We start from the raw sequence: 23,443 nt of genomic DNA on the forward strand, positions 1-23,443 counted from the left end.
AAACGACTTGAGGCATCGCATGCAGGGGTGTACGGCGCAGGCGTCATGCTTTCGCTGCATTCCACGGGGAAGCAGGCCGCCGTCTCGTTCGGGCAGGGATCGTTCTGCAATCGTGCTGCGCCCGAGGCAGCGCACGGTGATCCGGCGCACCGCGCCAGGAAGGCCGCGCCTCGGACCGACCGGCCGGGCCTGCCATCCCGCGGGGCTGCGGCGGCCCGAATGAGCACCGCGTCAGAGATTTACGCGCCATCCGTTGAAGGGGTCATAACGCCGATGTTCCTTGCCAAGTCTTCCATGGCCAAGCCTTCCGCGCGCCCGCTGCGCGTGGCCGCGTTCCTCGCCATGGCGGGGCTGGGCGCCGGCCTGGGCGGGACCGCCTTCGCCCAGGCGAAGAAGCCGGCCGCCCCGACGCCGGCTCCCGCGCAGGCCCAGCCCGCGGCCCCCGCCCAGCAGCAGGCTCAGGGTGCCGGCCCGCAGCTCATCAACGTGAAGTCCGAACCGAGCCAGGCCGACTGGACCAAGGTCTGCGGCAAGGATCAGGGCTCGGGCACCGATGTCTGCTACACCACCCGCGACTTCGTGTCGGATTCCGGCCAGCCGGTTCTCGCGGTCGCGCTCTACGACATGAAGAACGCCGCCACGAAGCAGGAGGTGAAGGTCGTCCGCTTCCTGCTGCCGCTCGGCCTGATGCTTGCGCCCGGCATGCGCTTCGATGTCGACGGCAAGGAAGTGACCGGCGGCAAGTTCGCGGTCTGCTTCCCGAACGGCTGCTTCGCCGAGGCCGGCGGCGTCTCGAACGAGCTGCTCAACGGCTTCAAGAAGGGCACCACCCTCAACGTCCGGGTCCAGAACCAGACCCAGCGCGAGGTGGTGTTCGCGGTACCGCTCGCCGGCTTCGGCAAGGCCTTCGACGGTCCGGCCATCGACCCGAAGGTGCTGGAAGAGCAGCAGAAGAAGCTCCAGTCCGAGATGGAGAAGCGCAGCGAAGAGATGCGCAAGAAGCTGGAGCAGCAGGGCTCGGCCGGCGCCGCCCCGGCTCCCGCCGCTCCGGCCGCCAGCGCCGCGCCGAAGTAAGCCCTCCGCGCGAACCGTCTTCAGAAATGAGCCCCGCCGTGGTCGCCACGGCGGGGCTTTCCTTTTCAGGTGCGGAACGGGTTGCCGGTCCTTGCAACCATGGGCGTCACTCCGCGTTCAGCATGTCCGAGATCATCCGGTCGGCAACAGTCAACGGCCAAGTTGTCGTTAAGGATGTTTCGCCCGCCTGTCGGCGGGATTGCGTGAGCAACGGTGACGAAACGCACCGCGCAATCCCCCTGCACAAGGTTAGGGGTTATTTAACGGATCGAGGCGGCCACGAAGGAGCCGCGACGGAGTTCAGGCGATGAGCCAGCGCATCGAAGACATCAAGTTCATGGCGACGATGACCTTCGTCACCCTTTTCGGCACCTGCCTGACGGCGCTGGTCGGCTGACGCTCGTTCGATCCGGACGCTCCCCTTATGGCCCGGATCCGTTAAGAAGCCGCTTCCCTCTCTCCCCCCTCGCGGGATGTCGCCGGGACCCAGCCCGGCCGGAAGCGTGAACCTTGCGACACATCCACGTCATCGGCATCGGAACCGGCAATCCGGAGCACCTGACGATTCAGGGCATCCGCGCACTGCAGGCAACCGACGCCGTCTTCGCCCTCGACAAGGGGGAGGCCAAGGCCGGGCTTCTTAGCCTGCGCCGGCAGATCTGCGACCGCTATATCGAGGGCCGGCCCTACCGCTTCATCGAGGCGTCCGACCCCGAGCGCGACCGCCGGCCCGCGGATTACGGCGTGGCGGTGGATGATTGGCACGCCGCCCGTGCGGCCCTCTACGAGGGGCTGATCGTCGAGCATCTGCGCGAGGACGAGCGCGGCGCCTTCCTCGTCTGGGGTGACCCGTCCCTCTACGACAGCACCCTGCGCATCCTGGAGCGCGTGCTCGTCCGCGGGCGTGTCGGCTTCACCCACGACGTCATTCCCGGCATCACCTCCGTGCAGGCGCTCGCGGCCGCCCACCGCATCCCGCTCCACCGCATCGGCGAGCCGGTGCAGATCACCACCGGCCGCCGGCTACGCGACGGTTTGGGCGACGCACCCGGCGCCACCGTGGTGATGCTCGACGGCGACCCGCGTTTCGAGGGACTCGACCCGGATCTGACGATCCACTGGGGCGCCTATCTCGGCACGCCGGACGAGCTGCTCGTCGCCGGCCGGCTCGGCGACGTGGCTGAGGAGATCCGCCGGGTGCGCGCCGAGGCTCGTGCCCGTCACGGCTGGATCATGGACATCTATCTGCTGCTGAAACCGGCGGCCTGAGCCCGCGACCGGGCCGCTTTCGCACTGCGGCATCGTGTCGGGGCGAGGGAGCGTCTCCCACGGCCGACACCGCGCGGATCGGTTTTCTTCCGTCGTTTCCACGCGTGCCGACAAGAGCATTTCCGGCCGCCAATTCGTCCTGGCAGAGGCCTTGTTTTTCGTTCTGGCCGGGGCCTTGCTTCGCCGCTGCCGCGAGGGACACTTCGCGGGTCGACGAGAATCCGGACCATCCTTTGGGGGCGAGATATGGCGGCTGGCTCGCGGCGGGCCGTGCACAGTGTGGCTTGCGCTTCGATCGGGCTGGCAGCCGCCCTGATGGCGGCAGTCCTGGTGCCGGTTCACGATCGGTCGGCGGGTCCGCGCGCGGCCCTCGACCCGGCCGGCGCAGCACCCGCCCCACAGGCGCCCGCGCCGGAGGAGCGGCCGACCCGCATCGTCCTCGGGCCGGAGGGGCGCGACGTGCGCCTGTCGGGCGAGTTGACCGAAGGGGCCGCCGAACGTCTCACCCGGCTCCTCGACATCCATCGCGGGATCGAGCGCATCCATCTCACCAGCGAGGGCGGCTTGGTCGATGAGGGCGCGGCCATCGGTGCGCTGATCGCGGCACGCGGCCTCGTCACCTACGTGCCGGATTACTGCGTCTCCGCCTGCACCCTGGCCTTCGTGCGCGGACGTCAGCGGCTCGTCCGAGCGGATGCGCGGCTCGGCTTTCACGCGCCCTACGAAACCGATCCGGTCGGTGTCGAGATCGCGGTCGACAGCGCCCCCGAGCGCGCCGCCTATCTCGCCGCGGGCGTTCAGGCCGAGTTCGTCGATGCCGCCCTCGAGGTCCGCCCGGACGATCTGATGATTCCCGATACCGGCACCCTGGTGGAGGCCGGTGTCGCCACCAGCATTGTCGATGCCGATCGCTTCCCCGATTCCAGTCTCGACGACGGCGCCGACCCGGAGCGGGCCCGAGCCGTGGTGCTGCACGACGTGCCGCTGCTCGATGCGGTGGAGGCGGGCGCACCGGGAACGATCGCGCCGATCGCCGCGTGGTATCTCGACGGCTACCAGAGGGGACGCCCGGAAGGGGAGGCGGTGGACGGCGTCCGCCGCATGGCCGCCCAGGCCCTGGCGCGAAGCCTCGGCGAGGCCGATCCGGAAACGCTGGTCGAACTCGGCCGGATGATGTTTCAGGCGATGCATCGCTCGCAGCCGGGCAGGACACGCGTCTGCGCGGCGGCCAGGGAGGGGGCGGGGGCCGTACTGACCCGGCCGCGGCCCGACCGAACGCAGCTCGCCGCCGGCCGGACGATCCTGGCGCGCGCCCTCGGATTGCGGGCCGTTGATGAGACGGAGGCCCCTCGAGGCGTGCGCGGAGAGGATCGGGCCGGGCCCCTCGCGGCTGAGGCGGCATCGCCGGGGCCGATTCGAAGACGCGGCTGCACGGCCCTTCGTAAAGCCTTCGCCGCGGCCCTGTCCCGGCCGGTGCCTGAGGCGGCCAAAGCCCTGCGCCCGCTCCTGTTCCCCACAGCGCCGACACGGGCTCGCCCGGCGCTGGAAGCCTCCGCCCTGCCGCAATGATCGCTTGAGGCCCGCGCCCTCAGTGCATCTGCCGTTCTCCGGTGCCGCGAAGACGGCGGGCGAGTTCGTGACCGATCTCGACGGCCACCTCATCGACGAGGCGGGCCAGCGGCGGATTGCGCAAGCCGGCAACCAACCCCTTCATCGCGGCCGCATGGTCGGCGAGACGATTGGCCTGCCGCTGCGCTTGGTCCGTTTCCGAGCCGACGGAGCGGCGCTCCTCCGTCAAATCGAAGGCGAGCCCCTGCGTCGTGCGCGCGCCGGTGCCGGGATCACGGCGGCATCGCCCCATCAGGCGCAGCCAGCGCGCACCGCCGGGTCCTGCGCGCGTGCGGAACTCCGCCTCGAAGGGGCGGCCATCCTCTCCCGCCGCCCGCAAGACGCTCTCGAGGCGGACGGCGTCCTCAGCCTCCACCGTCGCCAGCGCCAGCGTCAGGGGCGCTCCCGCCGCGGCGTCCTCGGGAACCGCCAGCAGCCGCGCCAGAATCGGCGACAGGGCAAGCCGGTCGGAACCCGGATTGTGGGCCCAGGCGCCCAGGCAGGCGGAACTCGCGAAGGCGGAAGGAAGGTCAGGTTCGAAAGCCGTCATCTCGGAACTTGGCACGTCGTCTCCGGGCACGAACGGCTGCAACCGGCGGCTCGCCAGCAAGCCACGGCTTCACCCGAGCAGGGCGGCGCTTGCAGCAGAACCGGATCGCCGACGCAACCTCAGGTGACTTCCTGCGCCGCCCTGCCCTTAAGGTATGTTAATCCGCAGAGCCACGACGCGTAAAGAGCTCAGGTAGCATTAAAGGAAAAAACCAACCTCAGGTGAAAACTCTGCGCGAGTCGGGGACGCCCACCCTTTAACGGCCGGTTAACCATGATCGGCGAAATCCGGGATCTGGGCATCCCGGCATCACAGGACCGGACAGCCTGCAAAAAACCGAAAACGGTGGGGTGGCCGGCATGAAAGCGATCACGTTCGTCACGCAGAAGGGAGGCAGCGGCAAGAGCACGCTGTGCATCTCGCTCGCGGTCGCGGCGCAGGAAGCCGGACACGCCGTCTGCATCCTGGAAATGGACCGGCAGGCCACGATCACCGACTGGCTTGACCACCGCACCGCCGACGGCCCCGAGGTGGCGCAGATCGACGCCACGCAGATCGACCTCGTGATGGAGCGGCTCGCCGAATCCTCCTACGACTACGTGTTCATCGACACTCCCGGCGTCGATTCCAACGGCACGCTCTCGGCCATCCGTGCGGCCGATCTGTGCATCATTCCCTGCCGGCCGACCCCCGCCGATCTGCGCGCCTTCAAGCCGACGCTCGCCGCCGTCTACCGCCTCGAGAAGAAGTTCGCCTTCGTCCTGAATCAGACCCCGCCGCGCTCCTACCGCATCCGCGATGCCGCCGACGGGCTTGCGGTGCTCGGCATCCTGCCCGACGTCAACATCGTGGCCCGCAACGATCATCAGGACGCCATCGGCGTCGGCCAGGGCGTCACCGAGTTCAACCCGAAGGGTCAGGCCGCGGGCGAGATCCGCCGGCTGTGGAGCTGGATCGAGCGCCGCATGCAGGCGGCGGTGCAGCGGCCGGTCAAGGCCGCGGGCAAGGACGTGAGAAAGCATGTCAAGGCCGCCTAAGCTCGACCTCGCCTCGATCGTCGCCGCCGCCGGCCCGGCCGGCAGGCCGCGCAAGGCCGGCGCCCGATCGGCTGCGAAGGCCAACGCGCCGACGGGCGCGGAGGTCGTCCGCCTCGACCTCGCGCCCTCGGATCCGGCCCCGGCCCGCGCCGGGACGTTGAAGGAGCGCGCCAAGCAGATGTCGGTCTATCTGGAACCGCCGGTCTACGACCAGTTGCGGGATCTGGCTTACGCCGAGCGCACCAAGATGCACGCCCTGATGCTCGAAGCGCTCGATCTGCTGTTCAAGCAGCGCGGCGCCCGCTCGATCGAGCAGGTGCTGGGCGAGAACCCGCGCTGAGTCGCGCTCAGATCGGGCCTCGTGCAAGGCACGCTTAACGCCGCCTTCACGGCACGATGAACAAATGGGGTGCGGAGACATCCGCACCACGCCGGCCCGCCCCGATTGGGGATAGGACACGAGGCGCCGAGGGTTGCCCGCCCGCATTGCCGCTTCTCGGGTCGAGGCTTGTGCGCCGCTTCTGCCGAGTAAGGCAGGCCGCTCCACCGGAAAATACGGCAGTCTTTTTCACCGATTTCAGAACCGCTTGCGAGGCTTTGCTCGCGCGTCGTGTCCGCTTCTGCATTGGGTCGGCGCGCCGTTCAGCCTTCCTTTACCGCGTCTGGACGATCCTCTGGGGACGGCCGGACGTCTTCCGGCCGGAGTGAGGCGCGATCCCCTGAGACCCAGCTTTCCGCGGTCTCGCGGGAGCCTGTGGCGTAGGCGGGGAGCGGGCGGGCGACATGACCCATGTCATGCCACGGGATTGGGCACGGGGCGGGAAGACCCCGGAGGATCCGGCGCGAAATGCGCGGCCGGTCCTGCGGCCGGCCCTGCACTTGCTGGCGGTCTGCGCGGTCGCGCTGACGACCGCCAACTGCGCCAACAATCCGGCCAAGCTCGCGGGCGCCGCCTCCTCGTCGGGCAGCGAGATCGATCCGAAATACGGCGTGAAGGCAAGCCGCCGCCTCTACAACGAGGGCGACGTGATCCCGAAAGGCGGCGGACGCCGCTTCTCGGGCAAGCCCTACGTGGTGGCGGGCAAGACCTACGTGCCCCGCGAGGATGCCCGCGGCTACGTGCGCGAGGGCCTCGCTTCCTGGTACGGCAGCGCCTTCCACGGCCGCGTCACCGCCAACGGCGAGATCTTCGACCGCCACTCCATCGCCGCCGCGCATCCCACGCTGCCGCTGCCGAGCTATGTCCGGGTGACCAACCTCGACAACGGCAACTCGATGATCCTGCGCGTCAACGACCGCGGCCCCTACCATGCCGGCCGCCTGATGGACGTGTCCGAGGAGGCCGCCCGCGCCCTCGACTTCCACCGCCGGGGCACGGCGCGGGTACGGGTCGAGTATGCCGGGAAGGCCTCGGTCGCCGGCAGCGACGACCGCAAGCTGCTCGCGACCCTGCGCACGGACGGCCGGCCCGCCGCGATCGGGCGGGCACCGATCATGATGGCCGATCTCGGCCCCTCCGAGCCCGATGCCGCGCCCGAGCGGCTCGAACGCGCTTCCCGCGCACTCGCCTTCCGCCCGGTGGGCGAGCGCGACGACGACGCGCCGGAGACCGCGAGCCCCGCCACGCGCCCGAGCCGATCGGCGCCGGTCGTCCTGGCGAGCGCCGCCGTCGCCGTCCCGGCCGCCGTGCAGCCGACCGCCGCCCGCGCCGCGCCGTTCCGACCAAATCCGGCGCCAAGCCCGGTGGCGGTCGCCGCGGCCCCATCCACGCCCGCCAAGTCGACCGAGCCGCGCCGCATGGTGGCCGAAGCCGGCCGCTCCGCCCCACCGATGCACGGCCGAGCCAAGGACATGCCGGCCCCAGCCGCGCCAACGCGCCTGGCCGCCGCGCCCGCCAAGGGCCACTCCGCTCCGATCCGCACGGCGCAAGCGGTGCCGCTCAAGCCGGCCGCGATGAAGGCGGCGCCGGTTCAGCAGGTGGTCGCCAATAGCGCTCCCAAGGGTGCGATCAAGTCCGCCGGAAAAGCCACCGAGCCGGCTCCGCGTCTCGCGGCGATGCCCGCTCCCTCGAAGCAGGCGATCGCCAAGCTCGCCGGCGCCGCCCCGGCGCCGGGCGCCAAAGCCGCTCACCCTGCCGCCAAGGCGGCCACCAAGACGGCCGCCGCTCAAGCGCCCGGCCCATCCGGTGCCAAGCCGAAGCGCTCGCAGGTGGCGGCGGCGAACTGACGCCGCCTCCACCGAGCCGTCACCCGGACGGGGCGGTGGCTCAGCCCGATGCTCCGGGCTTTTGGCTCGGTCGTCTTCCTCAGAAGGCCGGCGGCCACCTTTCGGGATGATGCTCTAGCGGAGCGTTGCTCTACTCCGCCTTGGCGTTCACTTCGAGCTTGTCGAGCACCGCCGCCGGGGTCGGGGCCGTGCTGACATCGACCATGCCGACGCCCTCGCCGTTCTTCGCCTTGGCGCTGATCGAGAGGGTGCCGGGCTTGGCCACGAACTTGCCCATCGCCGCGCCGATCGCCTTGGCGGCGGCCGAGTTGCCGAGGATCACCGGCACGCCGATCACGCTCGCCGTGACGTATTCCTTGCGCAGCTCGTCGGGCTTGAGGCTCAGCACCTTGGCCTGGGCGTCGATGAAGCGCTCGAACAGGCCGCCATTCTCGAGCGTCAGGTCGAGCGCCTTGGCAGTGGCCGAGAGCATGGCGAAGCCCGACACCGCGGCATCCGGATCGAACACTTCAGGGCCGATGCCGCCGAGCGTGGCGTTGAGGTGGAGGCGGCCCATATCCTTGCCGGAGAGCGACAGCTCCTTGAAGCTGAATTCCCGGCTGTCCTCGTTCCAGGCGGTGTCGGCCGTGGCATCGAGGTCGAGGTCGCGGTAGCCGTAGAGGCCGAGGGAGCCGAGGCCGGGCACGCCCTCGACGGCGGAGGCCGGCAGGGTGAGGCCGGTCAGACTAAAGCGGGTCTGCGTCGGCACGCCGTCCTTCGGCGGCCCGAAGCTCATGCTGGCGCCGCGCAGGCCGATCCGGAGCGGCGGGAGCGGGACCAGCTTCGGCGCCTTGAGCGGATCGCCCGAAGCAACGGGCCCAGGCACCGTGCCGGCCTGGGCGAGATCGAGCCCGAGATCGGTCAGGGTCAGCGTGCCGATGACCGGCGTCAGGCGGCGCAGTTCCGCCTCCTGCAGGTCCGGTGCCGGGGCGGCCCCCTTCGGCAGGGTCTTGTCGGCGGCGGGCGGCACCTGGGAGAGGCGGCGCAGGGCGGCGATGGTCGGCTCCAGGGAGAAGCCGGTGAGCGTGAGGCGCCCGACCTTGCCCTGCGCCTCCTTGGCGCCGAAACCAATCTCGGCCAGCGTGATCCCGGCCCCGGCACCGCCCGCGTAGCTCATGCGGCCGACGCTGAAGGAGAGCGGATCCTCGCCCTTCACCTCCTTCACGGTCAGGTCCGTCGCCTCCAGGCTGCCCACGGAGACCGATTCGGCGAGATCCGCGAGCAGGCCGGCGGCGCGGGCGCGCTTGGCCCGGTCGTCCTCGGCGAGGGCGCCGTCGCCTAGAGCCTCGACGGCTCCGCGCCAGGTCGCCGGCGTCTGGCGTCCGGCGAGGTCGCGGCCGGTCAGGCGGGCGATTGACACCGTGGTGCCGCGCTCGTCGATGAAGGCGATGCTCTCGACGGAGAGCGCCGCGTAGAGGCGCTGGAACGGGCTGCCGGCATTTCCGGCCTCGCTGTAGAGGCGCGCCAGCGCGGTGAGATCGACCTCCTCGGCGCGGATCCGGCCGTAGCTGCCGCTGCCCGCCTGCGGCGCGCCCTCGACGGAGAGCGTCGCGCCGGCCGCGATCAACTCGCTGATGCGCCCGGCGCGAATCGTCCGCGCCGCCACCTCGCGATAGGTCACCACCTGCCGCTTCTCGCCGTCCCGACGCTCGACCCGCAATTCCGGCATGGTCAGGCTGCCGGCATCGAGGCGCTGGAGCCGGGCGGGCCAGGATTCCTTGGGATCTTGGCCGTCCTTGGCGTCGGCCTTGAGGATCGCGAGCAGATCGTCACGCGACAGGCGCGTGCCGCTCACCGTCACCTTCGGAGCCGTGACGAGCGTGTCGCCGAAGGCGAGGCTCACGTTGTCGAGGACGAGATCCTGGACTGCGGAGGCCGCTTCCTGCGCGATAGCCGGTGCCGATGGCACGGGCCCTGTCAGCAGCGCCACCGCGCAGGCCGAGGCGAGCAGTGCCCGCATGAGGACGGGACGGCGCGTCGATGACGTCATGGCTGGGTCGGATCGCAGGCTGGCGGGAGAGCGGGGATGGACCGTGAGGCGTTTATCCCTGCCGGTTTTCCACAGGCGTGGCAATTGCGGCCGCGCCACGCAGCGGACGCTTCGCCCGCGTTGTTCGAGCGCGCCGCCTCGGATCGTGGTCCCAAGGCATCGTCTGTTGCCGAAAGCCGGCAACCACCGTTCGGGACGATGCGCTAGATCGCGAAGGAGGTGCCGCAGCCGCAGGACGCCGTCGCCAGCGGGTTCTCGATCTTGAAGGACTGGCCGATCAGGTCGTTCACGAAATCGATGGTCGCGCCGCCCATATATTCGAGCGAGACCGGATCGACGAGCACGGTGGCGCCGTCGCGCTCGATCACGATGTCGTCGCCCTCGCGGGCGTGGGTGATGTCGAAGGCGTAGGAGAAGCCCGAGCAGCCGCCGCCGTTGACGCTGATGCGCAGCGACGAGCCGGGGGGCTCGGAGCCCATGATCTCGTTGATGCGCTTGGCGGCGCGGGCAGTGAGGATGATGTCGGCCATCGTGGTACGGCCCCGTTCGTAAACCGGTGTCATGAAGGGCGAGCGCCCGCGATTGCCGCGGGCGTCGCACCACACAAGATATGAGGCGCGAGGGCCGGCCGCAACGCGGCGAGGAAGGGGATCGACTGTGCAGGTGCGGCAGAACGGCGAGCGCTGGCGGGCGCCCTACGCCACCGATCCGGCGGCAACTCGCGGGCGTCTGATCCCCGAGGCGTTCTCGCCGACCCGCAGCGACTTCCAGCGCGACCGTGACCGGATCATCCACTCCACCGCCTTCCGGCGGCTCAAGCACAAGACCCAGGTCTTCGTGCATCACGAGGGCGACCATTACCGCACGCGGCTCACCCACAGCCTGGAGGTGAGCCAGATCGCCCGGGCGCTGGCCCGCGCGCTCGGCCTCGACGAGGATCTCGCCGAGGCGCTGGCGCTCAGCCACGACCTCGGCCACACCTGCTTCGGCCATACCGGCGAAGACGCGCTGCACGCCTGCATGGCCGCTTACGGCGGCTTCGACCACAACGCCCAGGCGCTGCGCATCGTCACCCGGCTGGAGCGGCGCTATGCCGGCTTCGACGGGCTCAACCTGACCTGGGAGACACTGGAGGGCCTGGTCAAGCACAACGGACCGCTCCTCGACGCCAGCGGCGCGCCGGTCCCGTGCTACGCCGAGAGCGGCATCCCGGCGGCGGTACTCGAATACAACGCAGTCAACGATCTCGAATTGTCGCGCTTCGCCGGTCCGGAGGCGCAAGGCGCCGCCCTCGCCGACGACATCGCCTACGATGCCCACGACCTCGACGACGGCTTGAGGGCCGGGCTGTTCGACCTCGCCGACCTCGCCACGGTCCCCTTCCTCAAAGGGCTGCTCGACGAGATCGACGCCCTGCATCCCGGCCTGGAGCCGTCGCGAAAGATCCACGAGCTGGCGCGGCGCGTCATCACCCGCTTCGTGGAGGACGTGATCCGCGAGAGCGAGGCGCGCCTCGCCAGGCTGGCGGCGGGCAGTGTCGGCGACATCCGCGCCGCGTCCGAGCCGGTGATCGCCTTCTCGCCGGCCATCGCCACGGCGGATGCCGACATCAAGCGGTTCCTGTTCGCACGGATGTACCGCCATCGCGAGGTGATGGCGGTGCGCGCCAAGGCCGCGACCATCGTCGGCGACCTGTTCGCGGCTTTTCTCGCCGATCCGGCGCGGATGCCCGAGGAATGGTCGGACGGGCTCAAGGGCGCGAGCGAGGCCCGCATCGCCCGGCGCATCGCCGACTACATCGCCGGCATGACCGACACCTACGCGGTGCTCGAACATGGCCGGCTGTTTCCGGTCACGCCCAACCTGCACTGGAGCCCGCCGAGCCGGGGCCTGCCGCTGACGGAGCCGTGACTCCCCGTCGGCGGCATCGAATGCCCGTCAGTCGCAGACGCAGTTCGAGCCGTAGCCGGTGTTGTAGAGCGGGGCGTAGCCGGTGGTGACCGGCGCGTAGCCATAGCTGTAGCCGTAGGCCGGCGCCGCGTAGCCGCCGTAACCGTAGCCGCCCGTCAGCGCGCCCCCGGCGAGACCCAGGCCCAGCCCGAGCCCGGCACCGGCCAGACCGATCCCGGCCCCCGCGAGGCCGACTCCGACACCTCGGCCGTAGCCGTATCCGCGGCCATAGACGCCGCGCGCGGCGTAGCCACGGTATCCGTAACCGCCCCGATCGCCGAAGCCGCGATGCGCGAAACCGTGACGGTCTCCTGCGAACCCGCCGCGATAGCCGCCGACGCGGCCGGCATGACCGAAGCGTGCGCCGTAGCCGTGATGGCCGTAGCCGGCATGGGAACGGCCGCCGACATAGCCGCCATGACCGCCGAAATCGCGGGCCTCGGCCGTTGCGGGAGCGAGGACAAGGGCGGAAAGAGCCGTGGCGGCGAGGGCGAAGGACTTCATGGGGTGGTCTCCGTAGGGGATCTCACCCTCGACAACGTCGCTATTCGCGCGGTGCGTGCAACGCTGCATTCTACCGAGAGGAAGCGTTGTCCCCGCGGGGACGAGGGCATGGGACCGGACGACCGTTTGCGGAGGACCGATTGAGCGCCGAACCCCGAGCCCCGCGCGAGACCCGCGCCGCCTATCCCCGCCTCGTGCCGCTGACGACGCGCTGGGGCGACAACGACGTCTACGGGCACGTCAACAATGTCGTCTACTACGCCTTCTTCGACACGGCGGTGAACGGGATCCTGGTCGAAGCGGGCGCCCTCGACATCGCCCGCTCGCCGGTCATCGGCCTCGTTGTGGAGACCGGCTGCCGCTACTTCGCCCCGGTCGCCTTCCCCGACCGCATCACTGCGGGCGTGCGGGTGGCCCATCTCGGCCGCACCAGCGTGCGCTACGAGATCGCGATCTTTCGCGAGGACGACGCGGAGGCGGCCGCGCAGGGGCATTTCGTCCATGTCTATGTCGATCGGGAGACCCGCCGGCCGGCGCCGCTGCCGGAGCGGCTTCGGGCGGTGCTGACGGAACTCGCGGCCGACACTGCCCCGGCGCCGTGACACTCCCGCCCGCCATTGCTATGCCGCCCCGACGCCGGCCGCCCGACGCGCGGGCCGGCCGGCACGCTGAAACGACGAACACCTGAGCCCCATGAACATCTTCGCCCTCTTCGAGACGCGCGTGCGCGAGGCGCTCGAATCGCTTACCCGCTCCGGCGGGCTGCCCGAGGGGCTCGATCTGTCGCGCGTGGTGGTCGAGCCTCCACGCGACCCGTCGCACGGCGATCTCGCCACCAACGCCGCCCTGGTGCTGGCCAAGGAGGCGAAGCAGAACCCGAAGGCGCTCGGCGAGGCGCTGGCCGAGGCGCTGCGCAGCGATCCGCGCATCGTCGAGGCGAGCGTGGCGGGGCCCGGCTTCATCAACCTGCGGCTCGCGCCGGAGGTGTTTCACGAGGTGATCCGGGCTGCGCTCCGCGAGGGCGAGGATTTCGGGCGCGGACACATGCCGGGCGGCCCGGTCAACATCGAGTACGTCTCGGCCAACCCGACCGGGCCGATGCATGTCGGCCATGGGCGCGGCGCGGTGTTCGGCGACGCGCTCGCCAACCTGCTCGCCGCCGCCGGCCGCCCGGTGACGCGCGAGTACTACATCAACGATGCCGGTGCGCAGGTCGACGTGCTCGCCCGCTCGGCCTTCCTGCGCTACCGTGAGGCGCTCGGCGAGACGATCACGATTCCGGAGGGCCTCTATCCCGGCGACTACCTGAAGCCGGTGGGCGAGAAGCTGGCGCAGACGCACGGCCGGGCGCTGCTCGACCGGCCCGAGCACGAGTGGCTGCTGCTGGTGCGGCGCTTCGCCATCGACGCGATGATGGACACGATCCGCGCGGATCTCGCGGCAATCGGCATCCGCCACGACGTGTTCTTTTCCGAAGCCACGCTCCAGGGCGGGAACGGCGACCAAGGGAGCAACCGGGTCGCGGAACTGCTCGAGGCGCTACGCGAAAAAGGCCTCGTCTACGAGGGGCGCCTGCCGCCGCCCAAGGGGCAGTTGCCCGAGGATTGGGAGGATCGGGAGCAGACCCTGTTCCGCTCGACCCAGTTCGGCGACGATGTCGACCGGCCGCTGCTGAAGTCCGACGGCTCCTACACCTACTTCGCCTCGGACATCGCCTATCACCGCGACAAGTGGCTGCGCGGCGCCAACGAGCTCATCGATGTGCTCGGGGCCGACCATGGCGGCTACGTCAAGCGCATGCAGGCGGCAGTGAAGGCGGTCAGCGACGGCGAAGCGCGGCTCGACGTCAAGCTGTGCCAGCTCGTGCGGCTTTTGCGCGCAGGCGAGCCGGTGAAGATGTCGAAGCGGGCCGGCGAGTTCGTGACCCTGCGCGACGTCATCGACGAGGTCGGGCGCGACGCGATCCGCTTCATGATGCTCTACCGCAAGAACGACGCGACGCTGGATTTCGACCTCGCCAAGGTCGTCGAGCAATCGAAGGACAACCCGGTCTTCTACGTGCAGTACGGCCACGCCCGCCGCTTCTCGGTGCTGCGCCAGGCCCGCGAGGCGCTGCCCGGCGAGGACTTTTCGCGCGAGGCGCTGCTGGCGGACGCGGACCTCTCGGTTCTCACCGATCCCGGCGAGATCGAGATGATGCGGCTTATTGCTCAGTATCCGCGGGTGCTCGAATCAGCGGCGGCGGCGCACGAACCTCACCGAATCGCGTTCTACCTCTATGAAACGGCCAGTTCGCTTCATAGTTTCTGGAACAAGGGCAAAGACTTGCCGCAATTACGGATTGTTAATCCAACCGACAGAAAGTCCAGCCGGGCCCGCTTGGCCCTCGTGGAGGCCTTGGGCGGCGTTCTTGCCTCCGGCCTCGCGGTTTTGGGCGTCTCCGCACCCGACGAGATGCGGTGACCGAGGACGGCTGTTGAGAGGATGAGGCCATGACGGGACACGCTTCGCGCGCGACGGTCGATTTCGACGCCTTCGAGCGTGAGCTGCGTCAGACGTCGCAGGAGGCGATCCGGGCGAAGGCGCCGCAGGGAGCCCCCAAGGGCGACCCGCTCGCCGAACTGGCCCGCATCGTCGGGCAGGACGATCCCTTCCGCGCCCTGCTGGAGGCGCGGGAGAAGAACGCGGCCCAGGACGCGCCGGCCCAACCGGCGCACCCCGCTCCGGCGCCACGCGCAGCCGAGACGGGCCGTCCGGCCCGGGTCGAGCCGACCTTCGTGGATGCGCACGCAGCACACGGGCAGATCCAGGCTCCGCCGCAGGGCTCGTCCCAGCACCCATCCCAGAGTCCGGCGGACGCCTTCGACCAGTATCTCGCCTCCGTCGAGCAGGGCATGTACGCCGAGGGCCCGGCCGATCCGGCCGCCTTTGCCCAGTCCGACGAGGGCTATCGCACGGGCCGGGCAGAGCGTCCGCGCGCCCGCAACCGCCTCGTGCAGGTCGGGGCGGGCCTCGCGGTGGTGGCTGTCTGCGTCGGCGGCGCCCTGGCCTGGCGCGGTACCCACGGCATCGGCGGCAGCAGCGGCCCGATCACCGTGCTCGCCGACAAGACGCCGCTGAAGGTGCAGCCGACGGCCACCGACGGCGTCGAGATTCCCGACCAGAACAAGCAGATCTACGACCGCAATGCCAAGGACGGTCAGATCAAGATCGTGAACCGCGAGGAGCAGCCCCTCGACGTCAACCAGGCCGCCCGCACCGCCGCTGCGCGCAGCGAAGGTGCGGAGCCGGGGCAGGGCGGGGCGACCCCCGGCCAGGGCAGCACGCCCTCCGACCAGTTGTTCGGGGAGCCGCGCCGGGTGCGCACCGTCTCGGTCAAGCCGGATATGCCGGTGCATCAGGCCGAGCAGGCTCAAGCCCAGGCGCCGGCCTCGCCGATCCCGACCATGACGATGCCCGATCCCTCCGGTGGCACCACGCCGGCGGCGGAGCCCCGCAAGCCCGCCGCGCTGCCCTCGCGCACCCTGGCCTCGAACCCGGCTCCGGCAGCGCCCGTCGCCGAGGCGCCTCCGGAGCCGCCGGCCGCGCCCGCCGCGCGCCCGAAGGCCGCGCAGCGCGTCGCCTCCGTCTCGCCCGAGACCACCGCCAGCACCGCCGAGCCGGCGCCCGCCGCCGCCTCGCTCACGGCGCCGGTCAGCGGCTACTCCGTGCAGCTCGGCGTGCGCGGCAGCGAGAGCGAGGCGCGAGCCGCCTTCCGTGAGATGCAGGGCAAGTACAGCCAGCTCGCCGGCAAGCCCGAGCTGATCCGGCAGGCCGAGGTCAACGGCAAGACCCTGTTCCGCGTCCGCGTCGGGCCGCTGGCCAAGACCGAGGCCGCGAGCCTGTGCAGCGCGCTCCAGGGCGCGGGCGGCCAGTGCTTCGTCGCCAAGAACTGAGGCGGGACCCCGCCGCATTCGCCGGCTCGACTTCGACCGTCCCATTCGATCCCTCATCCTGAGGTGTCCGCGTCAGCGGGCCTCGAAGGATCCTCCAGCCATTACTCGGGATCTGGAGGATCCTTCGAGGCCGCTTCGCGGCACCTCAGGATGAGGGCGTGAATGGGATCGAATCCATGCTCTGCCCTTGTGATGACTGCACGTCATCCTCTTCCGTCCTGCCCATCCGTGGAATGCCGGTCCCATGACCTCAGCCTCCCCGCCCCGCGCCGTCATCCTCGGCTGTTCCGGCACGGTGCTGACACCTGAGGAAACGGCCTTCTTCCGCGATCTGCGGCCGTGGGGCTTCATCCTGTTCAAGCGCAACATCGGCACGCCGGACGCGGTGCGCGCGCTGACGGCCGCGCTGCGCGACACGCTCGGCCGGGCGGATGCGCCGATCCTGATCGATCAGGAGGGCGGTCGGGTGCAGCGCATGGGCCCGCCGCACTGGCCGAAATACCCCGCCGGCGGACGCTTCGATGCCTTCGGGAAGGAGGGCGCGGACATCGCCCGGCTCGGCGCCCGGCTGATGGCCTACGATCTGGCGCAAGTCGGCATCAACGTCGATTGCGCGCCGATGCTCGACGTGCCCGTGGCGGGCTCGGACAACATCATCGGCGACCGGGCCTACGGCGACACGCCGGAGCGGGTGATCGAACTCGGCCGCGCGGTGGCCGAAGGATTGATGGCGGGCGGCGTGCTGCCGGTCATCAAGCACATTCCTGGTCACGGCCGGGCAACCTGCGACAGCCATCTCGACCTGCCGGTGGTCGAGGCCGACCGGGCGAGCCTGGGCGCGAGCGACTTCCGCCCGTTCCGGGCCCTCGCCGACCTGCCGCTCGCCATGAGCGCGCACGTGGTCTTCACCGCCCTCGACGCGGAGCGGCCCGCCACCCTGTCGGAGCGCGTCATCCGCGAGATCGTGCGCGGCGAGATCGGCTTCGACGGCCTGCTGATGACCGACGACCTGTCGATGCAGGCGCTCCGGGGGCCGTTCCGTGAGCGCGCCGAGGCGGCCTACCGCGCCGGCATCGACGTGGTTCTCCATTGCAACGGACGCATGGACGAGATGCGGGCAGTGGCCGAGGCGACCCCCGACCTGACGGGGGAGGGGGCACGCCGTGCCGACGCCGCACTCGCCCGTCTCGCCCCGTCGGTTGCCTTCGACATCGCCGAGGGCCGTGCCCGTTTCGAGGCCGCTTTCGACGCGATCGCATAACAGCGATCACGCCGCCTCTTTGTGGCCTCAAGCGCCGGCGGCTGCCTCCGCGGCCCTGGCTTTCGCTTCCCTCGACGCCTCGGCGGAGCCGAGGCCCGCTCCGCAGGGCGCTCTTCGCGCCCATAGGCCGGTGACGCGCCCAGTCACGAGGCGGAATGCGACAAAGAAGGGCAAGGCTTGCGCGGCCTTTGCCCGCCTGCGCGCCCCGCGCTGCTTGTGTTCGCGCCACTCGATCCCTAGGTTCGCCCCAATTCACGTGGAGGCGCCGCCGGAGTTCGTGCGGTGCAGGAGGTTGCCATGGGCAGCATGAGTGTCTGGCACTGGGTCATCGTTGCGGTCGTCGTCATGCTGCTGTTCGGCCGCGGCAAGGTGTCGGAGCTGATGGGCGACGTCGCCAAGGGCATCAAGGCCTTCAAGAAGGGCATGGCCGACGACGAGACCCAGCCGAGCACGACGACGGCCGTCCCGCCGGTGGGTCCGAACGATCCTGTCCGCACGCTTCCGCACCAGGGTGCGCCGGGCACCGCCCCGCAGTCGACGCATGTCCAGCCGCACGTTCCGGCAGGCGATCACAAGGCCGTCTGAACGACGGCACGCAACGGCTGAACGGTGGTCGGGCACGGTTGAAGATCGGCTCCGGGCAGGATAGCGCGGGCCGCGCGCCCGTCCTCATCAGGCGCGGCCCCGCGGGACGGACGACGCAATGCTGGACATGAGTTGGGGCGAGGTGATGCTGATCGGTGGCGTCGCCCTGATCGTCATCGGACCCAAGGATCTGCCGAAGGCCCTGCGGACCCTCGGCCAGATCACCACCAAGGTCCGGCGCATGGCCGGCGAGTTCCAGTCGCAGTTCAACGAAGCGATCCGCGAGGCGGAGCTGGAAGAGGTCCGCCGTGACGTCGAGGGCGTCAAGCGTACCGTCGATGCCGCGCGCCCAACCTTCAATCCCGTGGACACCATCCGCAACGAGATCCGCAGCGCGGTCGAGAGCCGTCCCGGCGCCGGCTCGAAGGACGCCGGGGTGAAGGATACCGGCAGCTTCGACGTGCCGCGGCCGACGCCCGAACAGCAGGCGGCGCAGATGCACGGCGCTTCGGCGTCTTCCGCCGCCGAGGCATCTCCCACCACCCCCGGCACCAAGACCGAGACAGGCCCGACTCCATGAGCGACGAGCGCGATGAGGCCGAGATCGAGGCCTCGCGGGCACCCCTTCTGGAGCACCTGATCGAACTGCGGTCGCGACTGATCAAGTCGCTGCTCGCGTTCATCGTGATGTTCTTCGGCTGCTTCTTCTTCTCGAAGCAGATCTACAACGTGCTCGTGCACCCCTACGTCTCGATCGTGGGGCCGCAGAACGCCGAGCTGATCGCGACCCACTTCCTCGAACAGGTCTTCACCAACATCAAGCTCAGCGTGTTCGGCGCGGGCTTCCTCGCCTTTCCGGTCATCGCCACGCAGGTCTACGCCTTCGTCGCGCCGGGCCTCTACCGCAACGAGCGGCAAGCCTTCCTGCCCTACCTCGTCGCCACGCCGGTCTTCTTCCTGCTCGGCGCGCTGGTCGTCTACTTCCTGGCGATGCCGCTGCTGATCCAGTTCTCGGTCTCGCTGCAGCAGATCGGGCAGCCCGGCGAGGCGACGATCCGGCTGCTGCCGAAGGTCGACGAGTATCTCTCGCTGATCATGACGCTGATCTTCGCCTTCGGGCTCGCGTTCCAGATGCCGGTCATCCTGACGCTTCTGGGACAGATCGGCGTAATCGACGCGGCCTTCCTGCGGGAGAAGCGGCGCTACGCCATCGTGCTCGTCTTCGTCGCCGCCGCGATCCTGACGCCGCCGGACGTGATCTCGCAGCTCTCGCTCGCGATCCCGATGCTGCTTCTCTACGAGGCCTCCGTGTTCTCGGTCGCCCGCATGGAGAAGATCCGCGCGGCCCGGCGCCGGGCGGCAGGGATCGAGGACTGAGAAATGATCGAGGGCTGATCCAGCGGTGTTCCTCACGCCGCCTCGCAGGCGCGAGCGGCTGAGGGGAATAGAAGAAAGGTTGCGCATCACCATCTTGTGCGCAACCTTGAAAGCGGGTCGCGCGGCCCCAGGATTCTCCGACCTCAACACGGAGAGATCCCATGTTTCGCACGATGCAGACCGCCGTCGCGGTCGCCGCCCTAATGACGCTGGCGGGCACGGCTCAGGCCGCGGACCTCCAGCGGGTGCGCGGCACGATCGAGAACAGCGACGCCGGCACCGTCACGATCAAGGCCACCGACGGCACGACGGAAACGGTGCAGCTCGGCGGCGCCAAGTTCGTCTGGGTGGTGAAGTCGAGCCTCGACCAGATCAAGGACGGCACCTTCATCGGCACCGCCACCAAGGGCGAGAACCCGATGACGGCGCTCGAAGTGGTGCTGTTTCCCGAATCCATGCGCGGCACGGCCGAGGGACATTACGGCTGGGACGCGATCCCCGACCACACGGCGGGCGGCGGCCCGGTGGTGAAGAGTTCCATGACCAACGGCACCGTGAAGGCCGCCGGCGGTGCGGGCGGCGCGCCCAAGGTCAAGAGTTCGATGACCAACGCCACCGTGGCCAGCAGCACCGCCAGTTCCGGAAATAGCGGCGAGCGCACGCTCACCGTGACCTACGACAAGGACGGCTCGAAGACGATCGTGGTGCCAGCCAAAGCGCCGATCGTCGCCTTCGAGCCCGCCGACAAGGCGATCCTGACGCCGGGCGGCAAGATCTTCGTGGTCGCGGCAAAGGATGGGGCTAAGCTCGAAGGCAAGCTCGTCGCGGTGGGCAAGGACGGCCTCACCCCGCCGATGTAGATGGCCTCACGACCGTCCCTGGCTCGCCGTCAGGGACGGCCAGAGCGGCCGCGCCGCCGCCGTGGCGGCGAGGCCGAGCCCGAGCAGCGAGACGACGGCAGCCAAAGCCGGCAACTCTGCATAGCCCGCGCCGAGCATCAGCGCCGTGCCGCCGAGCCACGCGCCCATCGCGTTGCCGAGGTTGAACGCGCCCTGGTTGAGGGTCGAGGCGAGGTTCGGCGCCTCGCTCGCTGCCTCCACCACCCAGACCTGGAGCGGCGAGACCAGGGCGAAGGCGAGTCCGCTCCACAGCACCAGCACCGCGAGCGCCAGCACGGGGAAGGGCGCGACCAGGGCGAAGGCGACGAGCACCGCGATCAGCCCGGCGAAGCTGCCGAGCACGGTGCGCATCAGGCTGCGGTCGGCGAGCCAGCCGCCGGCGAGGTTGCCGACGGTTAGCCCGAGGCCCGCCGCGAACAGCGCCCCCGTCACGCCGCCGGGCGTCAGATGCGTCACGGTGAGCAGGAACGGCGCGATGTAGGTGAAGACGGTGAAGAAGCTGACCGAGGCCAGGGTCGAGACCAGCATCGGCCGCAGCACCGGCCAGCGCCCGAGGGCCCGGAATTCCCGCGCGAGCCCGCCGCGCGTACCCGGCATCCCGCCCGGCAGGGCGAGCGCGATGGCCGCCCCCGCCGCGAGCCCGATGACGACCACCGCCCAGAAGGTCGAGCGCCAGCCGAACGCCTGGCCGAGCGCGGTGCCCAGCGGCACGCCGAGCACGTTGGCGAGCGTCAGGCCGGCGAACATCAGCGAGACCGCTTGCGTGCGCTTCTCCCGCGGCACGAGGTTGCGGGCGACGATGGCGCCGATGCCGAAGAAGGCGCCGTGCGCGAAGGCGGTGGCGACCCGCGCGGCCATCAGCCACTCGTAACTCGACGCCAGGGCGCAAGCGAGGTTGCCCAGCGTGAACACCGCCATCAGGGCGAGCAGGGCCGCCTTGCGCGGCAAGGGGGCGGTGGCCATCGCCACGATCGGCGCCCCGACCACCACGCCGAGTGCGTAGCCGGAGACGAGGTGGCCCGCCTGCGGGATGCTGACGCCGAAATCGCGCGCCACCTCGGGCAGAAGCCCCATGATGACGAACTCGGTCGTACCGATGCCGAAGGAGGCGACGGCCAGCGCGAGGATCGGCAGGGATACCATGCAGGATGCTCCGGGGCGGCGCGGTTGCTGCGCTGCAAGATGAGCGCCGCACCATGGTCATCCGCGGAATGCGCGACAGCCGCGTGACCGGGAGGCAGGTCTGCGCTCAGGTCAGGCCGTGCGGCGCGGGCCTCCGCCTCGGCAGCGCGCCTGAGCCGGTGATTGAGGCCAACCGGGAGCGTCGTTCGTGCTCGAAAAGATTTTCCCTGTGCCAGCGAGCGCAACGGCAGAACCATCCTCCGCATTACAAAAACAACGCAAAAACAATCCGTTGATTTGCCCCATCTTAGGTCTCTACATTTCAGAGCAACAACGCCCCAACAACACGCCTCAGATCATCGAATATCGAAGTTTCGAAGTGCTCCTGCCGGAGATTTCGGACATCGGTCCTTCGTGACTGCGGTCCTGCCTCGGATCTCTCGCAATGCCCGCACGGATCGTTGCCTTTTCCGGCAACACGCACCGCCCGTCCCGCACCCGCACCCTGGTCGAGGCGGTGGCTGCCGAATTGTCGCGCCAGCGGCCGATCGACCTCAAGGTCTACGATCTGGTCGATGCCGGCACCGGCATCGCGGTGGCGAGCCGCTCGGCCCTGCCGCTGCCGGCTGCGCGGATCGTCGAGGCGATCGAGACGGCCGACGCGCTGATCGTCGGCTCGCCGGTCTACAAGGGCAGCTATGCCGGGCTGTTCAAGCACCTGATCGACTTCGTCTCCCCCGAGGCACTGATCGGAAAGCCGGTGGTGCTGACCGCCACCGGCGGCGGCCCGCGCCACGCGCTGGTGGTCGAGCATTCCCTGCGCCCGCTCTTCGGCTTCTTCTCGGCGCAGACCGCGCCGACCGCCGTCTATGCCGGCGATACCGAGATCAGCGAGGGCCGCGTCGCCGATGCGGTCGTGCGGGCCCGCGTTGCCCAGGCCGCGGCCGAACTCGCCCGTCTCCTCGATGTCGCCCAGGGCGCCGGCCTATCCGCCGCGCCGCTGGCGACCGCCGCCGCCCGCTGAGGCCGCGATGCTCGACCGCCGCCACTTTCTCGCCGCCGGCCTCGCCGCGGCCGGCACCGCGCTCCCCCTCCGCCGCGCCGGCGCGAGCGAGCCGGGCGTGATCCGCATCGGCTACCAGAAGAACGGCATTCTGGCCGTTGCCCGCGAGCAGGCGGCGATCGAGGCCGCGCTGAAGCCGCAGGGCGTGGCGGTGCGCTGGGTCGAGTTCTCGTTCGGGCCGCCGCTCCTGGAGGCGCTGAACCTCGGCGCGATCGATTTCGGCCAGTCCGGCGACGCCCCGCCGATCTTCGCCCAGGCCGCGGGGGCCAACCTTGTCTACGCGGCGGCGCAGCCGAAGGGCGGCTCGGGTTCGGCGATCCTGCTGCCGAAGGGCTCCCCCATCGCCTCGCTCGCCGATCTCAAGGGCAAGCGCGTCGCCTTCGCCAAGGGATCGAGCGCGCACAACCTCATCGTCGCGGCGCTGGAGACAGCGGGCCTCACCTACCGCGACATCACTCCGGTCCTGCTGGCGCCGGCCGATGGCGCGGCGGCGTTCGCCGGGGGCACGATCGACGCCTGGACGGTGTGGGATCCCTACTTCGCCATCGCCGAGGAGGGGCAGGGCGCGCGCATCCTCGTGCAGGCCTCGGAGATCACCCCCACCAACAACTTCTTCCTGGCGAACCGCGCTTTCGCCGAAGAGCGGCCCGACGTGCTGAGGGCGGCCATCGCCGCGCTCGGCACGGTTGCGGTCTGGTGCGAGGGAAATCACCCGAGCGTGGCGGCGAGCCTGTCGAAGATCACCGGCGTGCCGCTCGCTGCCACGCGCCGCGCCGTGGACCGTATCCGCTTCGTCATCGCGCCGATGGATGCGGCGGTGATCGCCGAGCAGCAGCGGATCGCCGACCGTTTTCACGCCATCGGCGTGATCCCCCGCCCGGTGCGGGTGTCCGACATCGTCTGGGCGCCGACCGAAATCCCGACCAAGACCCAGAACAACGGGTGAGCCGAGCC

General features: G+C 70.2%; 23 protein-coding genes. 18 read left to right on the forward strand and 5 right to left on the reverse strand.

The window, feature by feature from the left end; genetic code table 11:
• Nucleotides 1–273 precede the first annotated feature (273 nt).
• From LPC10_RS16585 to LPC10_RS25595, 3 genes are all read left to right on the forward strand, one after another.
• Nucleotides 274–1,074: an invasion associated locus B family protein gene (locus LPC10_RS16585; protein WP_231343556.1), complete on the forward strand. Its 801-nt coding sequence runs from the start codon at nt 274–276 to the stop codon at nt 1,072–1,074.
• Between the two features lie 510 nt (nt 1,075–1,584).
• Nucleotides 1,585–2,343 (forward strand): precorrin-6A synthase (deacetylating), encoded by a 759-nt coding sequence (gene cobF / locus LPC10_RS16590; protein WP_231343557.1) that lies wholly within the window; start codon nt 1,585–1,587, stop codon nt 2,341–2,343.
• Nucleotides 2,344–2,589: 246 nt separating this feature from the next.
• Complete coding sequence (locus LPC10_RS25595; protein ID WP_370644501.1) at nt 2,590–3,912, forward strand: hypothetical protein; 1,323 nt, start codon at nt 2,590–2,592, stop codon at nt 3,910–3,912.
• Between the two features lie 19 nt (nt 3,913–3,931).
• Here the strand turns inward: LPC10_RS25595 and LPC10_RS16600 are convergent, their stop codons facing one another.
• Nucleotides 3,932–4,501 carry a hypothetical protein gene (locus LPC10_RS16600; protein WP_231343558.1) on the reverse strand — a complete coding sequence of 190 codons (570 nt, stop codon included), beginning with the start codon at nt 4,499–4,501 and terminating at the stop codon, nt 3,932–3,934.
• Between the two features lie 359 nt (nt 4,502–4,860).
• On the opposite strand from LPC10_RS16600, the gene LPC10_RS16605 reads away from it, so the two are divergent.
• From LPC10_RS16605 to LPC10_RS16615, 3 genes are all read left to right on the forward strand, one after another.
• A complete protein-coding gene (locus LPC10_RS16605; RefSeq protein WP_231343559.1) occupies nt 4,861–5,538 on the forward strand; it encodes a ParA family protein in 678 nt (225 codons plus the stop codon).
• Nucleotides 5,522–5,878: a ribbon-helix-helix domain-containing protein gene (locus LPC10_RS16610; RefSeq protein ID WP_231343560.1), complete on the forward strand. Its 357-nt coding sequence runs from the start codon at nt 5,522–5,524 to the stop codon at nt 5,876–5,878. Before LPC10_RS16605 ends, LPC10_RS16610 begins: the two co-directional genes overlap by 17 nt.
• 443 nt (nt 5,879–6,321) lie before the next feature.
• The gene (locus LPC10_RS16615) at nt 6,322–7,764 is read left to right on the forward strand and encodes a septal ring lytic transglycosylase RlpA family protein (RefSeq protein ID WP_231343561.1); all 1,443 of its coding nucleotides are present in this window, start codon (nt 6,322–6,324) and stop codon (nt 7,762–7,764) included.
• 130 nt (nt 7,765–7,894) lie between these two features.
• Here LPC10_RS16615 and LPC10_RS16620 read toward each other — a convergent pair whose 3' ends face one another.
• The gene (locus LPC10_RS16620) at nt 7,895–9,793 is read right to left on the reverse strand and encodes a hypothetical protein (protein WP_231343562.1); all 1,899 of its coding nucleotides are present in this window, start codon (nt 9,791–9,793) and stop codon (nt 7,895–7,897) included.
• Between the two features lie 203 nt (nt 9,794–9,996).
• Nucleotides 9,997–10,323 carry an iron-sulfur cluster assembly accessory protein gene (locus tag LPC10_RS16625; protein WP_166060063.1) on the reverse strand — a complete coding sequence of 109 codons (327 nt, stop codon included), beginning with the start codon at nt 10,321–10,323 and terminating at the stop codon, nt 9,997–9,999.
• Nucleotides 10,324–10,450: 127 nt separating this feature from the next.
• Between LPC10_RS16625 and LPC10_RS16630 the strand changes: the two genes are divergently transcribed.
• Nucleotides 10,451–11,704: a deoxyguanosinetriphosphate triphosphohydrolase gene (locus LPC10_RS16630; protein WP_231343563.1), complete on the forward strand. Its 1,254-nt coding sequence runs from the start codon at nt 10,451–10,453 to the stop codon at nt 11,702–11,704.
• Nucleotides 11,705–11,731: 27 nt separating this feature from the next.
• On the opposite strand, the gene LPC10_RS16635 is transcribed toward LPC10_RS16630, so the two are convergent.
• Nucleotides 11,732–12,247 (reverse strand): hypothetical protein, encoded by a 516-nt coding sequence (locus tag LPC10_RS16635; protein WP_231343564.1) that lies wholly within the window; start codon nt 12,245–12,247, stop codon nt 11,732–11,734.
• A gap of 140 nt (nt 12,248–12,387) precedes the next feature.
• On the opposite strand from LPC10_RS16635, the gene LPC10_RS16640 reads away from it, so the two are divergent.
• The 8 genes from LPC10_RS16640 to LPC10_RS16675 all read left to right on the forward strand — a co-directional run bounded on the left by LPC10_RS16640 (nt 12,388) and on the right by LPC10_RS16675 (nt 20,265).
• Nucleotides 12,388–12,849, forward strand: coding sequence for a thioesterase family protein (locus LPC10_RS16640; RefSeq protein WP_231343565.1), 462 nt, complete (start codon nt 12,388–12,390; stop codon nt 12,847–12,849).
• Nucleotides 12,850–12,940: 91 nt separating this feature from the next.
• Nucleotides 12,941–14,710: an arginine--tRNA ligase gene (argS, locus tag LPC10_RS16645; protein ID WP_231343566.1), complete on the forward strand. Its 1,770-nt coding sequence runs from the start codon at nt 12,941–12,943 to the stop codon at nt 14,708–14,710.
• Nucleotides 14,711–14,739: 29 nt separating this feature from the next.
• Nucleotides 14,740–16,182, forward strand: a complete 1,443-nt coding sequence (locus tag LPC10_RS16650; protein ID WP_231343567.1) for an SPOR domain-containing protein — start codon at nt 14,740–14,742, stop codon at nt 16,180–16,182.
• Between the two features lie 244 nt (nt 16,183–16,426).
• Complete coding sequence (gene nagZ, locus LPC10_RS16655) at nt 16,427–17,443, forward strand: beta-N-acetylhexosaminidase (protein ID WP_231343568.1); 1,017 nt, start codon at nt 16,427–16,429, stop codon at nt 17,441–17,443.
• Nucleotides 17,444–17,740: 297 nt separating this feature from the next.
• Nucleotides 17,741–18,028, forward strand: coding sequence for a twin-arginine translocase TatA/TatE family subunit (locus LPC10_RS16660; RefSeq protein WP_231343569.1), 288 nt, complete (start codon nt 17,741–17,743; stop codon nt 18,026–18,028).
• A gap of 118 nt (nt 18,029–18,146) precedes the next feature.
• Complete coding sequence (tatB, locus tag LPC10_RS16665) at nt 18,147–18,608, forward strand: Sec-independent protein translocase protein TatB (RefSeq protein WP_231343570.1); 462 nt, start codon at nt 18,147–18,149, stop codon at nt 18,606–18,608.
• Nucleotides 18,605–19,405: a twin-arginine translocase subunit TatC gene (gene tatC, locus LPC10_RS16670; protein ID WP_108941192.1), complete on the forward strand. Its 801-nt coding sequence runs from the start codon at nt 18,605–18,607 to the stop codon at nt 19,403–19,405. Before tatB ends, tatC begins: the two co-directional genes overlap by 4 nt.
• 161 nt (nt 19,406–19,566) lie before the next feature.
• Complete coding sequence (locus tag LPC10_RS16675) at nt 19,567–20,265, forward strand: metal ABC transporter permease (RefSeq protein ID WP_231343571.1); 699 nt, start codon at nt 19,567–19,569, stop codon at nt 20,263–20,265.
• Nucleotides 20,266–20,271: 6 nt separating this feature from the next.
• Here the strand turns inward: LPC10_RS16675 and LPC10_RS16680 are convergent, their stop codons facing one another.
• Entirely contained in the window at nt 20,272–21,447 is a 1,176-nt protein-coding gene (locus tag LPC10_RS16680; protein ID WP_231343572.1) for an MFS transporter, read from the reverse strand.
• 187 nt (nt 21,448–21,634) lie between these two features.
• Here LPC10_RS16680 and LPC10_RS16685 point away from each other — a divergent pair, with 187 nt between their 5' ends.
• From LPC10_RS16685 to LPC10_RS16695, 3 genes are read left to right on the forward strand one after another with little or no spacing between them, the layout of a single operon-like run.
• Complete coding sequence (locus tag LPC10_RS16685) at nt 21,635–21,844, forward strand: hypothetical protein (RefSeq protein WP_231343573.1); 210 nt, start codon at nt 21,635–21,637, stop codon at nt 21,842–21,844.
• A 27-nt stretch (nt 21,845–21,871) separates the two neighbouring features.
• Nucleotides 21,872–22,450 carry an FMN reductase gene (gene msuE / locus LPC10_RS16690; RefSeq protein WP_231343574.1) on the forward strand — a complete coding sequence of 193 codons (579 nt, stop codon included), beginning with the start codon at nt 21,872–21,874 and terminating at the stop codon, nt 22,448–22,450.
• Nucleotides 22,451–22,457: 7 nt separating this feature from the next.
• Nucleotides 22,458–23,435, forward strand: a complete 978-nt coding sequence (locus tag LPC10_RS16695) for an aliphatic sulfonate ABC transporter substrate-binding protein (RefSeq protein WP_231343575.1) — start codon at nt 22,458–22,460, stop codon at nt 23,433–23,435.
• Nucleotides 23,436–23,443: the final 8 nt, after the last annotated feature.

Source organism: Methylorubrum sp. B1-46, assembly GCF_021117295.1.
GTDB lineage: Bacteria > Pseudomonadota > Alphaproteobacteria > Rhizobiales > Beijerinckiaceae > Methylobacterium.